12 protein-coding genes and 2 pseudogenes are annotated in these 14,748 nt (G+C 66.3%); 6 read left to right on the forward strand and 8 right to left on the reverse strand.

Annotation, left to right across the window (positions count from 1 at the left end; genetic code table 11):
• Nucleotides 1-257: 257 nt before the first annotated feature.
• Together ACWDSJ_RS35700 and ACWDSJ_RS35705 are read right to left on the reverse strand one after the other, a co-directional pair.
• Nucleotides 258-464: a helix-turn-helix domain-containing protein gene (locus ACWDSJ_RS35700; RefSeq protein ID WP_450037191.1), complete on the reverse strand. Its 207-nt coding sequence runs from the start codon at nucleotides 462-464 to the stop codon at nucleotides 258-260.
• Nucleotides 465-1,162: 698 nt separating this feature from the next.
• On the reverse strand, nucleotides 1,163-1,351 hold the full coding sequence (locus tag ACWDSJ_RS35705; RefSeq protein WP_450037192.1) for a hypothetical protein: 189 nt from the start codon (nucleotides 1,349-1,351) through the stop codon (nucleotides 1,163-1,165).
• Nucleotides 1,352-1,834: 483 nt separating this feature from the next.
• Between ACWDSJ_RS35705 and ACWDSJ_RS35710 the strand changes: the two genes are divergently transcribed.
• Nucleotides 1,835-2,854, forward strand: coding sequence for a hypothetical protein (locus tag ACWDSJ_RS35710; protein ID WP_450037193.1), 1,020 nt, complete (start codon nucleotides 1,835-1,837; stop codon nucleotides 2,852-2,854).
• A 128-nt stretch (nucleotides 2,855-2,982) separates the two neighbouring features.
• Here the strand turns inward: ACWDSJ_RS35710 and ACWDSJ_RS35715 are convergent, their stop codons facing one another.
• Nucleotides 2,983-5,634, reverse strand: a complete 2,652-nt coding sequence (locus tag ACWDSJ_RS35715; RefSeq protein ID WP_450037194.1) for a LuxR C-terminal-related transcriptional regulator — start codon at nucleotides 5,632-5,634, stop codon at nucleotides 2,983-2,985.
• A 179-nt stretch (nucleotides 5,635-5,813) separates the two neighbouring features.
• Nucleotides 5,814-6,062 (reverse strand): hypothetical protein, encoded by a 249-nt coding sequence (locus ACWDSJ_RS35720; protein WP_450037195.1) that lies wholly within the window; start codon nucleotides 6,060-6,062, stop codon nucleotides 5,814-5,816.
• Nucleotides 6,063-6,077: 15 nt separating this feature from the next.
• Here ACWDSJ_RS35720 and ACWDSJ_RS35725 point away from each other — a divergent pair, with 15 nt between their 5' ends.
• The 3 genes from ACWDSJ_RS35725 to ACWDSJ_RS35735 all read left to right on the forward strand — a co-directional run bounded on the left by ACWDSJ_RS35725 (nucleotide 6,078) and on the right by ACWDSJ_RS35735 (nucleotide 8,591).
• On the forward strand, nucleotides 6,078-6,314 hold the full coding sequence (locus ACWDSJ_RS35725; protein ID WP_450037196.1) for a hypothetical protein: 237 nt from the start codon (nucleotides 6,078-6,080) through the stop codon (nucleotides 6,312-6,314).
• 694 nt (nucleotides 6,315-7,008) lie between these two features.
• Nucleotides 7,009-7,299 carry a transposase family protein gene (locus ACWDSJ_RS35730; protein WP_450037197.1) on the forward strand — a complete coding sequence of 97 codons (291 nt, stop codon included), beginning with the start codon at nucleotides 7,009-7,011 and terminating at the stop codon, nucleotides 7,297-7,299.
• 932 nt (nucleotides 7,300-8,231) lie between these two features.
• Nucleotides 8,232-8,591 (forward strand): hypothetical protein, encoded by a 360-nt coding sequence (locus ACWDSJ_RS35735; protein ID WP_450037198.1) that lies wholly within the window; start codon nucleotides 8,232-8,234, stop codon nucleotides 8,589-8,591.
• 602 nt (nucleotides 8,592-9,193) lie between these two features.
• Here ACWDSJ_RS35735 and ACWDSJ_RS35740 read toward each other — a convergent pair.
• A pseudogene (locus ACWDSJ_RS35740) lies at nucleotides 9,194-9,991 on the reverse strand (TIGR03564 family F420-dependent LLM class oxidoreductase); the annotation flags it as partial.
• Between the two features lie 182 nt (nucleotides 9,992-10,173).
• Here ACWDSJ_RS35740 and ACWDSJ_RS35745 point away from each other — a divergent pair.
• Nucleotides 10,174-10,515 (forward strand): ArsR/SmtB family transcription factor, encoded by a 342-nt coding sequence (locus tag ACWDSJ_RS35745; protein WP_450037199.1) that lies wholly within the window; start codon nucleotides 10,174-10,176, stop codon nucleotides 10,513-10,515.
• Nucleotides 10,516-10,524: 9 nt separating this feature from the next.
• Here the strand turns inward: ACWDSJ_RS35745 and ACWDSJ_RS35750 are convergent, their stop codons facing one another.
• Complete coding sequence (locus tag ACWDSJ_RS35750) at nucleotides 10,525-10,776, reverse strand: mycothiol transferase (RefSeq protein WP_450037201.1); 252 nt, start codon at nucleotides 10,774-10,776, stop codon at nucleotides 10,525-10,527.
• Nucleotides 10,777-11,030: 254 nt separating this feature from the next.
• On the opposite strand from ACWDSJ_RS35750, the pseudogene ACWDSJ_RS35755 reads away from it, so the two are divergent.
• Nucleotides 11,031-11,905: pseudogene (locus ACWDSJ_RS35755) on the forward strand (nSTAND1 domain-containing NTPase).
• Here ACWDSJ_RS35755 and ACWDSJ_RS35760 read toward each other — a convergent pair.
• Both ACWDSJ_RS35760 and ACWDSJ_RS35765 read right to left on the reverse strand, forming a co-directional pair.
• Entirely contained in the window at nucleotides 11,812-13,128 is a 1,317-nt protein-coding gene (locus ACWDSJ_RS35760) for a hypothetical protein (protein ID WP_450037203.1), read from the reverse strand. The pseudogene ACWDSJ_RS35755 and the gene ACWDSJ_RS35760 sit on opposite strands and share 94 nt — an antisense overlap.
• Nucleotides 13,129-13,936: 808 nt before the next feature.
• The gene (locus ACWDSJ_RS35765; protein ID WP_450037204.1) at nucleotides 13,937-14,593 is read right to left on the reverse strand and encodes a CHAP domain-containing protein; all 657 of its coding nucleotides are present in this window, start codon (nucleotides 14,591-14,593) and stop codon (nucleotides 13,937-13,939) included.
• Nucleotides 14,594-14,748 lie beyond the last annotated feature (155 nt).

Here is a 14,748-nt window from a genome sequence, read left to right on the forward strand (position 1 = left end):
ATGTGTTGACATTGGGGTCGGGGAAGGGCAAATTATGTGCGAGCCCGGGGGGTTGGGGGGCAGGGCCGCAACCGGCGGTTCGGTGAGAACGAGCGGTCCAGACGTCTTCTTCGTCGTCAGTTGGCAACGAAAAGCGCTGTGCTGGAATGCTTTACGAGCGCCGGGGCATGCAAGGTGCGGTGCTCTGAGATCCCTGGGATGGGGCGAGATGCCGTGGCCTGTTCGGTTCCGCCGCCGGCTGTCGGAGGTGCTCGGGTTCAGCGCTGGGCGGGCGGGTCCCCGGTGTCGTCGAGTTGTTGTTGTTCCCAGGCCCGTAGGTCGCTGAGACGGTAGCGGCGGTAGCGGCCGATCCGGGCGAAGCGGGGCCCCCGCTTGTTCGCCGCCCACGCGTCGAGCGTCTTCTTCGGAATCTGGTATCGCGCCGAGACCTCGTCGGTGCTGAGCCAGACGTCAGCGTCGCTCATCGCCGCTCCCCGCGGTGCCGCACTCGACCCGCACCGCCCGACGCCCGGCGCTGTCCCCGAGGACTTGTCGGCAGCGAGAAGCCCCGACAGGCAACAGCTTTCGGCGAAGTGGGGGTGGTGCGACGTGTCTCGAGAAGACGCCTGTTCGGCAGGGCGAGATCGCGTGGCACCCAGCAGGGGCGACGGCGTATGGGGGTAGGGGCGGACATGACACCTCCGGTGCGCGTCGGTCAGCCATCGCCCGGGCGATGGCACTGTCCCTAACCCCTGGTGACACCGCCATGGTCGGTTCAGCGGTATCGACACCGCGACTACCCCGCTGGGACGGCGCACACCACAGCGGGGTGGCGAGTGAGCCCCACAATCCTCCAGAGTCTGCGCAACGGGCGTACCAGCATCGTTGCGCGGAAGTCGGCCGAGCCCCAGCGAGGATCTCAACGGGTTGCTATCACGCGGCTGTGCCCGGAGCACGAGGCGGTGGCGCTGGGCCGCAGGGCTCGGCGAGGATCTCAACCGCCACGCCCGCCAGCTCGTCACCGCGGCGGCCGAATCGTCGGCACCGACCTCCACCAGCTCACCGGCCACCGGCAGCCGGATCACCCGCGCGAGCCCCAACAACGGTGAACGCGACACCTCCACCGCCAGCTGCCTGGCGATCCTCGCACCGGGCCGACCACCCAGCGCCAGCCCGACCCGCGTCAGTAAGTTGGCCGCCAACGGACTGCGCCGCTGATATCGAGCAGCCAGCCCTGGACCTGCTCGGAGAAGATCCGCCGCTCGCAGTGAGCAGCCTCGCGCCGAAACTGGCGCATCATCAGCCGGATCACCACTTCCCGGCCCGCGACGGCCAGGTCCACGATCGTGCGCCGGTAACGGCTGTGTACCACCGACGAGCGACACCCACACCGCGTGCGCGCAGTCGAAGAACCGCAGGTCGACGCATCGAACTCGATCCGACCGTCTATCGCTGATACGTCTTCGAGACGAACGGCCGATAGATGCGGAAAGAGAAGGCTCACAACATGTTTCGCGGCACCATACAACACCCCGAACTGCGTCTATATCCGATCCGCCTGCGCGCCAGGGGGATCGACCCGCGCCGATCATCAAATTCCGGCCAGGTCCAGTATTCACTGGCCGCTGACGTCCTTCGCCGGCGGATCACGACCCTACGACCGAAACGCGACACAGCCTGCATCTGATCGGCTTGACACGGTGATCTGGCACGTGAGCGGAGATGGTTTCGTGAACGACCCCGTCCCGCAGCTGCAAGGGTGTGGAAGTGGGGTAGAGCATTACGTCAGCGTTTGTGGTGTGGATGCCGAAATCTGAAGAGGCATTGTTGTTTTCGACACAGATTGGTCGTTGTCATGCTGTACATCAGTCTCGAATCGTTACGGTGCCATGCCGAGACCGACGAGGTCGGTGCGGACGAGCCCTATGTGCTGGTCACCGCCGTCGATCTCGCCGCCCACGTTCAGATCGGTGGTTTCCCGGTGCCGATTCCGGCGTCGCGGGTGCACCGTTACGGACCGCTCCAGGACATGGATGCCAAGGAGACCCGCGGCTCGGCGTTCCACGCGTGCTGGGGGCTGGATGGGGAGGAACGCGACCTGCGTAATCCCGACGACGCGATCTTCCTGGTCGCGTTGATGGAGAACGACGACGGCAGCGCCGAAGCGCTGCGGGGGCTGATCGCGGCGCAGACGACCAGTGCGTTGTATTCCAGCATGGGCTCCGACCGCGGCACTCGGGTCAAGGTCCTGCGTGACGCGATGATCGCGGCGTGCGAAATGCCCACCGGCGGAACGAATTTCGACGACCGTGTCGGTGACCCGCAGGAGCTGCGGTTCACCCCCGCCGATGTGGCTGTGGCCGAGTCCGGGAACGTTGCGCGGCAGAGTCTGCGCTTTCGCGGCGATGGCGGCGACTACACCGTCACCTTCGCTGCCCGCAATCGCGGGCAGGCCGCGTGGAGGTTCTGTTTCCGGTGCCACGGAATGTTTTTCGACGGATATCCGAGCAAGGGAGTGTGCCCTGCTGTTGGCGGTCATGCCGCCGCTGGCTGGATGTTCTATCTGCCGCACGACCATTCGGGATCGTGGGAAAGCCAGGACCAGTGGCGGTTCTGCGGGAGCTGCTCGAACATGTTCTGGGCCGGTGACCCTGCCCAGCAGGGCGTGTGCCCCGCCGGCGGTGGCCCCCATCGAGCGACCGGGTACAACTTCTTCCTGCCGCACGCCTCTGGAGCGCCCGGACAAGATGGCTGGCGGTTCTGTGTGCGTTGCCGAATCCTGTTCTGGCAGGGCGGCACCCAGGGCGACCACCGCTGCGCTGCGGGCGGTCTCCATGCCGCGCAGGGCTTCAACTTCATCCTCGACTACTCCTGACCCGAATGGGCGTATCTCGTCAGGGCGGCCACCCGACCACTTGTCGTGTGGCCGCCCGGCGATCGACGGCGTGGCGTGAGGGCGGGGAGACGAGAAGGAAACTGGTCGAGAGGCAGGGGCCTGAGCAGTCAAATCGGCAGTTGCCTGGTGTTCGGTCTACTTGTCGAGTCGGGTTCGAGCAGGGTGGTGAGTTGGTCTCGGTTGTTGATGCCGGTGCGTTGCGAGGCCCGGAACAGGTGGCCTTCGACAGTGCGGATGGACATGACGAGTTTTTCGGCGATTTCGCGGTTGGTGAGCCCGGCCGCGACGAGAGCGATGACTTCTCGTTGTCGGGGGGTGAGTGGGTTTTCGTAGCGCAGAGCGCGGAGGGCGGGCGTGTCGGCGCCGGTGGCTGCCGCGAATTCGCGGGCAGTCGCGGCGGTCGTCAGGGCTGTGCCGCGGCGGCCGCGAGTTCGGTACGCCTCCGCAGCTTGAGAGTAAACGTCGGCGGCGGCGATCCGGTCACCGAGTTCCGTGTAGCAACGAGCTGCGTCGAGCAGGGCGTCGGGGTCGCCGATCCGCAGGGCGCGGGCGTGTCGAGCCGCGGCCATGACCCGGGGACCTTCGACGAGGGTGGCAAGTTCGTCGAGTCGGTCGGCTTGGCAGCGGTCGCCGAACTGGGCAGCGGTTTGACGAGCGAGGACTTCGAAGGCGAAGAACTCCTGATGCTGGGCCAGTCCGGCCGCTTCGCCAGCGAGCGCGGCCGCGCGGCTGGGAAGCCCGGTCGCGGCGGCGGTCCACGCGCGGGCGAGGAGATGGATGTTTCGTGGCCGTACGGCTTCCATGCTGGGTCCGGGCGGCCGGTACTCGTCGAGCAGCGAGGTGGCTGTGGGTGCATCGCCGCTCATGGCTGCGGCGAGGATCTGGTAGAGCAGCGCGGTATCAGAGGTCCAGGTTGATTCAGCGGGCAGGGTGATCGCACGTGCTTCCCGGCCGCGGGCGAATGTAGTGGTCAGATCGCCGTGGATATAGGCGCCGAAGGCTTTGACGAACGACCAGTAGGAGTGCGCGATCGGGAAGTCCAAACGTTCGCTGATGAGCTGGTCGACCAGTTCGTCGGCTCGGGACAGGTAACCGGCGGTATGGAGGCCCAGCAGGCGGTGGATACCCAACAGCAGGTGGTTGGTGGAGGTCCAGTCCGCGTCCCGGGCGAGGCGCGCACCGCGGTCGGCGGGGGCGGTGACCTCGCTGTAGCGACCCAGCATGGCGTTGCCCGCGGCGAGTGCTATCAGGGCGGCGGTTTCCACGGCGCCGTGCAGCCGATCCCCAGAGTCCAGCGCGGCGCGGGCGGCGTGCACAGCAAGTCGCGGCTCGGTCCGGAAGGCCGCCGAGTACGCGACGAGTGCGTCATACGGGGCGCGTAATCCCAATGCGACGGTTTTTGTTTCGAGCGCGGCCAGCGGCTTGTTCTCGGGATGGCCGCCCATGGTTTCCTCGATCAGCGCGGCGGTCGCCGCGGATAGGAACCGGGACCGGGGTGTTGCGGCGAGAGCGGCCGCTCGAGTGGCTGCGGCCAGGGCTTTTTGGAATTGTTGTGTCTCGACGAGGCCGTACACGTGCATGGTCCGGGCCGCGGTTCCGCCGCCGGCGGCGACGGCGTGGCTGGCGAGCCGTTCTGCGGTGATCGGGTCAGACAGCCGCATCGCGGCGCGCGCGGCCTCGGTGAGCAGAACCGGGTCGGGCGAAAGATCGGAGTCGCACACCAGCACCGCGCGGCGCACCAGCGCGATGGGCCCGCCCGCGTCGCTGCGGCCTGCCAGCTCGCGAGCGAGTTCGCCGCACAGCTTTTTCGCGCGCGCAGGCAGAAGTCGGGCCCGACGTACCTCACCGATCAGCGGGTGCGTCAGCCTCGCTACCGTTGCCTCCGCGTCGAGGGTGACCAGCTCGGCCGCCACCGCCTCCTCGACCGCTGAACCCCCGATTAGCGCCACGAGAACCTCGATCTCGATCGGGTCAGCCACCGCGAGAACATCGAGCACCGCGAGCACCGGACCGGGCCGCCGACCGATAGCGGTGTCGATAAGCTCACGCAGCGGAGTTGGAACCTCCATACGCCCGTCCCACACCCACACCCCGTCGCGGCACCGCAGCCGTCCGGCGACGCGTTCGCCCTCGGCCAGATACCGCAGGTGCAGGACGTTGCCGCGGGTGAACCGCCACAACGCCGCCGCAGTGGACGATTCGATCTGTCCGCGCAGGACCCGCGTGAGCAGATCCGTGGTCTCCTCCCGGGAGAGCGGTTGCAGATCCAGACAGGCCAGCAGCTCGTCTTTCCACAATCCGACGACCGCGTCCGGTACCGGCTGCCCGCGACGAACCGTGAGGACGACGTCGGCGCGGTGGTGCCGCACGATCTGGTGTAACACCAGCGCCGACTGCTCGTCGAGCAGGTGCGCGTCGTCGATCACCAACAACACAGGCACAACCCCGGTACCACGGTCGGCGAGAGCGGCGATAACGTCTCGGATCCGTCGCACCGTGTCACCGCCGGTTCCGGCGACGTCGGCGAACACCCCCAGTGGCACCGTCGACGCGGAGCGGGTCGCGACGAACCGCGCACATCTGCGCCCGCTACCGTTCCAGTGATCGAAAACTTCGGCGGCCAACCGCGTCTTACCGACCCCCGCAGCTCCCGCCAACACCAGCCCACCAGCCCCGGGAGCGGTGGCAGTCAAGGCACGCTCGAGTTCCTCACCCCGCCCGATGAGCGGCCATGCCGCTGCGGCTCCGTCGAAATTCACTGCTCACCCTTTGCATCCCAGGACGGTAGGTGTACCGGAGACCAGACCGATCCCACGGATGCGCGGCCGGTTCCCTCCTGTCACTGTGCGCTCTCGGGGCCGAAACCACCGCAGTAGTCCACTACCTCACTGTGCTACCCCACGAACGCCACCTCGGTTGGCGTTCGTGGGGTAGACGCTTACGCCAGTCGCTCGGTTCCGCGGCCGCGAGACTGGACGCGGGCCGAATTCCGGTTCACGCCGACGCATCCACGGTGCCTTGGAACTGTCGAGAACGGACGGGTGAGAATGACGAACACCATGATCCGCGCCGGAATGACGGCGCTGCCCGGAGTCGCCGTCCTGGCGCTGCGGCCACCGAACGCATCAGCCCAGCCCTTCAAAAACCAGATCAGGATGGGAACAAGTGCAGTGACCGTCGTCTCCACGGAAAGGATCCCGAAGTGTTGCTTCGCGAAATCGGACGAGGAGACTCCACGGTGAGTAATCAAAACGAGCAGGAACCCGCAGTGGTGGATCGGCTGCCATTCCCCTACTCGGAGGCGCTGCGGCTGCGGGCCGCCGGGATCGCCGACGCGGTAATCGCGCAGGTACTGGGTGTCGATATCGACGCAATCGATTCGATTTTGGAAGTGGCGGAAGCGAAACTGGCCACCCTCCGGGAGCGGCACACGCCCTGACACGAATATTCTTCTTCGACCATCGGATTGATTGCGGGTTATTCGGGGGCTGTGATCTGATACTGGCGGTGTAGCGGCTCGGCGTGTCAATGTGGGTGGCGGCCCGTTCGACCGGAGAATTGTGTGACCACACAACAGTTATCACGCAAACGGACCGCCTGACATGTGCCATGCCACCGGATTTCGGCGCGACCAGATCACCGATCTGTGCGTCCTTGTTCATGCTGCCTGGAACGACGCCGACCATGCCGAGGCGAGGCTGTGGGGAGGGTTATTCGTAAGTCGCCGGAAGGGTGGTTGCTGTTAAGCTGCTGAGGGTTACGGAAGTGGCGGTGCGTGGCAGCTGTCCGGTGTGTCGCATTGAAAGAGCAACGGCTCCAACGTATCTCATCGCGAAGACCGATTCTGCGGAGAGAACGCGAACCGAGGAGCCGTTGCGGCACGAGGCTATAACAGGGCTGACCACGGAACAGTTGACCGAGCTGGTCGCGCGTGTGCACGCGGTAGTGCCCGCTCGCGGGGACCGGCCCCGTGGCGGCTGGGGCTGTTCCGGTGGTGTGCGTGGTGGCGTTGCTGCGCCGCAACCTGACTCAGTAGTTCGCCGCGGCGATCTTTGATGTCAGCCAATCCACGGTGCATCGCGACGCTGGCAGCTGTTATGGCCTGTGATCGCGGCGGTGCTGGCCGAGCACGTGTGCCCGATCCACGCGCTGTCGCGTTTGCCGCCTCCGGCCTCGCCGATCTGCTGTCGGAGGTTCACGCCCTGGCCGACCTGGGATATCTCGGCGTGGACGGGATCGTCGTCACCCCGATCCGCAAACCACCGTGCCGACGCCTGTCCCGGGCCGATTCCCGGATCAACCGCACCCTGGCCCGGCTGCGAGCGCCGGTGGAATCGGCTGTGGCACACCTGAAGACCTGGCGCATGCTCAGCGGCCAGGGCGGCTGCTACCGCCCGCCAATCGACACGTTCGCCACAACGTAGCAGGCCATCATCGGACTGCACTTCTTCAACACCGTATGAATTAGCCTCCATGTCTTGTTCTTCGTCGCACCAGAGGGTACACAAAATGTGTTCACCCTAGTCGCATCGGGAGCCCTTTCCCGTCGAGTCATCACTGAACGTCGAACTGGTCAGACCGCATTTTTAGCCGGTTAAGTTCCGCTAATGATGGTGCTCTTCTGATCGCCATCTCCTCACCCATCGAGGCGCAACCTGGCGTCGATTCGTCGCGCCTGATAAACGTTTCGGGCACGGCAGGGGTGAAGCGGTGAGCGGTCCGCTTTCGACGTCGCGAATGGTACTGGCGGCGTAGCGTGCCCTGGCTTGGTGAGCTTTCGCCCCGAGTCTGTCAGTGCGGTGCTTCAGAGCACCATCGTTCGGCTCCCGCAAACGCCCTTTCATCGAGGTCAGAACGGGCTTTGAAGGTCGAGGCGGGGAGAATAGCGAGACGAATATGGATAGACAGTGCCGAGCATCCCGGTGGGAGTCGAGGAAATGGAGTACCGCCCTACTTGTGCCCTCGCGTTTCAGCGGCCGGAGAGTGGGACGTACTCAGTTATCTCACTTGCTCCGAAGGGATGTACCCCATGCATGCAAAGACGGTACGACTGCTCACCGACACCGATGTCCGGCTCTGGGACAACTACGCGGGCAGCTCATTCGTACTCTTCCGGCCGGATTGGATAGAACGACTGACGCAGTGGGGGGAGTTGCAGCCGCACTGGCCACCGTGTTGGCCGCCGCAACCTGTCGGTCCCCACTGGCCGCCCACACCCCCTAACCCGCCCGATCCGCCGTGGGAACGCAGCCCGGTGCCCGACCCCTGGATAGCAGGCGGACCGTTTCCGCAACCTTGGCGCTCATCCGGGCAGGACAGGGTGGCCGCCCACGTAGCCAATGGGATCGCACTGCGAGTGCTGGACGCGGCGTCGTTGGCTTCGGTCATTAGTGCCGAGGGTGAGCGGGTACTGGCGTCCACCGCCCAGGATTGGGTGTCGCGGATCCGCGGGGCTCGACTGGTGCCCGATGGTGATGGCACCGGAAAACTGCCGTGGCATCTGGTCTTCCCGCCGAAATGGTGGGTCCCATTCCCGGAGCCCGGACCACGGCCGAACGAGCTACTGGTCGATCCGATCGGCGTGCTCGTCGCCGCAGGCGTTACGTTCTCGGAAGTGGGCACCACGATCGGGGACGATGAACTCAGCGCCGCCACCGACCGTGCTGCCCAGACTCTGCTTCAAGGCGCCGGAGAGCTGCTCGGACGGATCGAGTAGCCCTCCCTCATCACGATTTGCAGGGTCAGGTCAATCGCTCCTCGGCATGAGCGAATAGTCGATAGTCGGCGAGATCGCCTGTAGGGCAATGATCATCAGCCGTACTAATGACTGGGTCGCGGCATGAGGGCGCGTTCTCCGCTCGCACCGCTTCAGGGCGTGAGAAGGTCTGCCGACGGTTTCGCGCTGCTCTATAGCTCGGTGTGCTTCAGCGGCGACGCTGAGGGGCCGGACCGAGCCGATCCACGGCTGCAGGACGCCCGGGGCGGTGAAGGCCAGTGTTCACGCTCGGTGCGGTCGCCGCTGGGCAGCGGGCAGGGTGGCGCTGGCGTAACCGATGACGGTGGCGATGCAATAACACCCAGACAGTGTCGATGGCCGGGGCCGCCAGCACTGGTGTTGCACGGCATGCTTCGTCCGGTTGCGGGAAGCTGCAGGGCCGCGCTTCGGCGGTTCGAGCCCGGTCGGGGGATCGATCGGATCTGCGCGTGCAATGAAGGGTTCCGCTGAAGCGCGGTCGGCGGCAGTCGATTCCGCCGGCACGAGCACTCTGACCCGATCGGCGAGCGCGCCCGGCGTTGCCTTGCGGGCGGTCCCGGCCATCAGGCCGCGACTGATCGCGAGCCCAGATATTCGAGCGTGCGCACCCGTTCCGCTTCGGTGGTGATACCGGAGAGGTTGGCGAGCAGCCGCGTCGCCCCGGCGTCGCGCAACCGTGCGAGCTGCCGGTCGAGTTCGGCCTCGTCGCCGACGAGGGCCACGTCGGCGGCCGACGCCGCCCCCTCCCAGTCCAGCACCCGGCGATAGGTGGGTACCGCCGCGTAGAAGGCCAGATTCCGGGCGGCCCGCGCGCGGGCGGCCTGCGGATCGTCGGTCAGGCAGACGGGCAGACCGGCGATCAGCTGCGGGGTGCGGGTCGCCGTCGCCAAACCCGGGCGAATACGTTCGGCGACGGAACGCACTCCGGCCAGCCAGGTGATGGTCCCATCCGCCAGTTCTGCCGCGAGGCGCAGCATGCGCGGCCCCATCGCGGCGATCAGCACCGGCGGCGGCGCGCTCCCCGGAACGCGGGCCGACCAGCCGGAGGTGTCGGCCCGGAGGGTGTCACCGTGGAAGGTCACGGCACCGTCGGTCAGCAACGGCTGCAAGCTCTCCAGATATTCACGCATCCGCAGTACCGGACGATCGAACGGGATGCCGTAGCGGTCCTCGACGGTGGGGCGATGACCGACGCCCAGGCCGAGTTGCAGCCGGCCACCGACCGCGACCTGAGCGGTCTGCGCCTGGCTGGACATCACAATGGGATGCCGCGAATGGATCGCCACGACCGCGGCGCCGAGCGTCACCCCGGGCACCCGCGCACCGATCGCGGCCCACGCGGTGAGTGCGTCCAGATCGTAAACCTGTCCGAGCTACAGTGATTCGAGCCCAGCCGCCGCTGCCTCGCCGGCCCGGCCGAGCAGATCGGCCAATCCGTCGGGGACATCCGGTGCCGGTGGCGCCAGGGCCACGCCGATGGGAAGCATGCGATCACATTAGTTCAACAATCCCGAACTATCGAACCGTTCGATACGATCGGCTCGTGCAGCCACCACCGACGCCGGATCGCGACCAGCTGAACCTCCCCGCGGTCCTGCACGCCCTGGGCGATCCGGTCCGCCTGGAATTGGTTCGCCGAGCCTGGAACGACCCGCACCTGACGTGTTCCGCCGGCGGTATCGATGTCCCCAAGTCGACCCTGTCCAACCATTGGCGCATCCTGCGCGAGTCGGGTCTGATCAGCGTGACTGCCGATGGCCGGCACCGCCGGATCCGGTTACGCGCGGAGGATCTCGATTGCCGCTTCCCCGGATTGTTGCCGACCGTCCTCCAGCTCACAGCGGAAGCGCCACCCGCCGCCGCAGATGCACACCCGAGTACCTGAGCGATGTTGTCACCGGGCCTCGATCTGTTCGCGCAGGATATCGCCGTGGCTGGCGTGCCGGGCGAACTCCGCGGTCATGAACACATGGATCCAGCGAAGGCTGACGACGATTCCCGGGTGTGGATGCTCCCGCGAACATGCGGTCCCAAGTGGGAGAAGACCTCCGTCGCTCGCCCGTTGTGCGGCCGGGCGGCCGAAGCGATGGATACGATGCTCGTCCGCCTCGATGATCGCCGGGAAGTCACAGCACGCGGTGCGCACTGAATTTCGTTCCGTCCCAATGCGGTTCGCCACCGGCCGTGGCGAGTGATCGGGCCTCACGTCTTATGGCCGACCACAAGTTCGACGGCCGTGGGTCGGGCGGTGATGCCGCGTGCGGCGTTGGCGGGCACGCCGGCCGAGTGGTGTAACCACAGCATCGGCGGTAGCAACTCTACGAGCTGGTCCGGTGGCGCTTCGGCCCGCATGTTCGCGATGAGGCTCGGCGGGATGGCTTGCGTCCCTTGGACGTTGGCATGAGCGAATCGCAGCGTCCGGTCCCGCATGTTGTTGCGCAGCCATTCCGCGAACCTGCCGAGAACGCGGAAGGGGTGTGGGCGAAACTCGCTGAGTCGAAAGAGGATACGGCTCGGCGCATGCTGGTGGGCATGATCGCGGTCGGCGACGGTGCTCGCGACACCCGCCGTCGGGTATCGCGCCCCGATCTGCTCGCCGCCGCCCCGACGCGGCGCAAATCCTGGAGGCGTTCGTCGCGGCGCGGCTGGTCACCGTGAACGACGGCGGCGCCGAGCTGGCGCACGACGTGGTGATCGGGATCTGGTCGCGGTTGCGGGATTGGATCGATGCCGGTCGCGAGACCCACCTGGTTCGCCAGCATGTCCACGCCGACGCCGCGGTGTGGGCGGCGTCGGGTCGCGACCCCGCGCGCCTGTATCGCGGCCTGCCCCTGGCCCAGGCGCGTGCGCACCTCGGCGGCGACAGCGACGTCGTCATCGCCGAATCGTCCAGGGCGGCGACATCACGGTCGTTCGTGTCTCCCACGACACGACGGCGACCTGATGGCGCGAACTTCCCTTCTCACAGAAGGGGTTTGCTGCGCGGCTTCGGAGCGAGGGCGACGATGATCGGTCACGCGGTCATGCCGGCGGCGCCGAACACGCCGTCGTCGAGGCGATCTATCAGGACGCCTACCAGCGCGCGGCGTGGACTACCGTTCCTATCTGAACATCGAACTCGCCGACTGGAAACAGCAGCGCCGTCGGTAGTTTCACGTCGGCACCGAGCCACCGATCGTTATCACTGGACTGGGTGGGGTGCGATGTCGATTCGAATATTGTCGGAGGGCGTGATGATGAACACGCGGTCGTTGTTGCTCGTGCTCCAGTCGTAGGGGATGAGGAAGTATCCGCTGTTCGTGCGGGTGAGTAGCAGCAGTCCGCTGTATTGGTAGCGGTATTTCTCACCGGGGGTGGTGATCTGGCCGACTCGCACGTGACGGCCTTCGATCGCGAGCCGGTCGACGGCGTAGAGCACGACGACGGGCAGGCCGGGGAATCCGGAGTGTTCGGTGTCGTTGGCGTCCTGGTGCGCCGCGGCCACCGCGAAGTTGTTCACGGTCCAGAACGCGCCGAGGAATCCGAGTAGCAACAGGGTCAGAGTGAGCAGCCACGACGGAGTCGCCGGTTGTGCGGCTGTTGCTGGTGGGTCGGTGGTGTTGTCGTTGTGGACTGTGGGTGCTTCGTTCGGGCCTTGACCAAGGGGCGGGTGCAATCGCTGGATCGCCTGCCGCAGACGCGAAACTTGCTGGTACACAATGGATAGACGTATCACCGGTGGCGGTGCGGGTATGGGATCGGGGACTTGATCCTGTGAGGAGTGGGTGTTTGTCGTGCTGTCCTCGGCGTGGTCGGGTGTCGCGTCGAGGGTGGGTCGAAGTTGCATGGCGTGCCCTGTGAGAGTGACCCCGGCGAGCAGCAGTATCGGCACGATGAGGTCGAGGGTTCGCGGCAGGTGGTCGCGGACCGCGACGCATATCGCGACCGCGGTACACAACGCGATTCCCGTCCCGGCGGCGCTCACGATCCACATCCGCAGAGTTCGACGCGGTTCGCGGGTGCGGGCGGCGATCCGGGTTGGCGCCGTGTGTAGCGCCAGTAGGCCGGCGAACGCCAGAAGGCCCAGCAGGACCGGGAAGAATCCATTGATGCTGACGACGATGTAATCGGTTACGCCGTAGTCCAATTGGCGTGGGCTGACACCGAAGTGGCCGTACCATGCGCGTGTATAGGCCAACCCGAAGTAGTACAGCAGGGCGGTGGTGATCGCGGCCTGTGACAGCGCCACGGCCGCCGACATCGCACGCTCGAATGGTGTTGGCACGCCGGGGTTTTCGCTTGTGTGCCCGGTATTCATGCGGTCGCCCTCCTCACCGCGTCCGCTTCTTCGGCGGGTGCGTGGTTGTCGGCGGTTGCGTGGTCGGTGTCGGTGGCAGTGGAGGCTCGCCTGGGAAGGGGAGTCGGGGGTTGCCTGGCGCTGGCGCCCCCGACGTCGGTGAGGCCGGCGGTACGGGCATCGTGGGCGGTAGCGGCGGATCGCTGCCGCCGGGAGATGCAACCGGACCAGGCGACGGTGGCTGCCCGGTCCCAGGAGGTGCGCCCTCGGGGCGAGGTGCCTGTCCGGCGCCCTGCGGGAGTATTGCTGGCGTGGACGGACGGGTAGGGGGGTCGCCTGCCGGTGCACCAGGAACAGGAGCTGACCGGTTCGGCGTCGGGAGGATCGAGTCGGGAGCGGTGCTGGGGATCGTCGTCCGAGTCGGAATGGTGCCCGAGTGTTGCGGTTCCGACGGGCTGCACCCGAACAGCAGGAGAGCACCGCACATGACCGCCGTAATGGCGAGACGCGCTGGCCATTGAACGGTGGTGCTCGGGTCGACTCGAACAGTACCGGGTGAATCATTATGGAACCGACAATTGTGATACACCCGCCGCTTCTCTGGATGTACTCGCCTGCCGGGAGTGATCCTCACTCGCATTGGACTACCTCCGGTCCGTTACGTCCCGTTCTCCCGACTTGATAACGAGACTGCGTTAGCATGGCAGACAATCCGCTTCCGTCCCGTGATTCGGATTCAGTTCATCTCGGGATTGTCCAGGCAGGAATAGGACTTCGATTCGGGTTCAACGTGTAGAAAGTCCCGACCTGTCGGACGGGTTTGGGTGAATTACTTTCCAAGGTTTCGGATGACCGGGTTATCGGGCGCGGAGTTCGACGGAGTCGTATCGACCCGTCTGATCGACCGGCCCTCCGCCGCATGTCCGGGCGGGTCGAGCGCTGGTCGGCGTCGAGGAGGCAGCATGCTCGTTTCTGTCCGGGACCGCGGGCGGGTGGGTACCCGCCCGCGGTGATCTCGGGTGACGGTCGTTTACCAGGCCGGGCGGCCGTAGGCGACGATCGGGGTTCGGGAGGTGAGTGTGCGTCGGCGGACGGCGTTGCCGTAGTTGCCCTCGACGGAGATGGCGTTGGACGAGCCGTCGGAGCTGACGAGGATGCCGATGTGGTCGACGCCGCGGTCGCCGCTGAAATTGTAGAAGATGAGGTCGCCGCGGCGAGCGTCGTGCGGGTTGCGGTGCAGGCGGCCGTGCTTGCGGAACCAGTCGTAGTGCGTGGGGACGTAGGCGAATTTGCCTCCGATGGCCTTCAGGTGGTGGGTGTGGTTGAAGCACCAGGACACGAAGATGTCGCACCACGGCACGCCGTCGGCGCCGTACCAGCGGCCGTATTTGGTGTGGTTGTCACCGGTCTCGTGGTAGCCGACCTCGTGCTGGGCGGCGCGAGCGAGGGCGATCTGCGGGCTGGCGGAGTCGGCGGTCTCGAGGGTGTGCGCCAGCGCGGCGAGGTCCTCGGCGGTGGGTTCGTCGCCCTCGGTGACCTGCGGTGCGAGCTCGGCGCTGAAGGTGCGTTCCAGCGCGGAGCGGGTCTGCTCGTCGGGCGCGTTGTTCAACGCCCGGAGGTTCTGCTCGATGTGGTCGGGCAGGGCGAACTCGCCGATGTCGAAATTCGGTTCGGTGGTCTGGGACATGTCTGTCACTGCTCCTCGTGCGATCCGGCGGGGATGGGGAATGTGTGGCGCATGGTGATGGGCTCCTTGCGTTTCCGAGGTGCCGGTCCGTTCGTCGTTCTGGTTGAGCGGCGATCCGTCCGGCACACACCCAGTGCAGCGTGAATTCGTTGTCC

The organism is Nocardia sp. NPDC003482, from assembly GCF_053588115.1.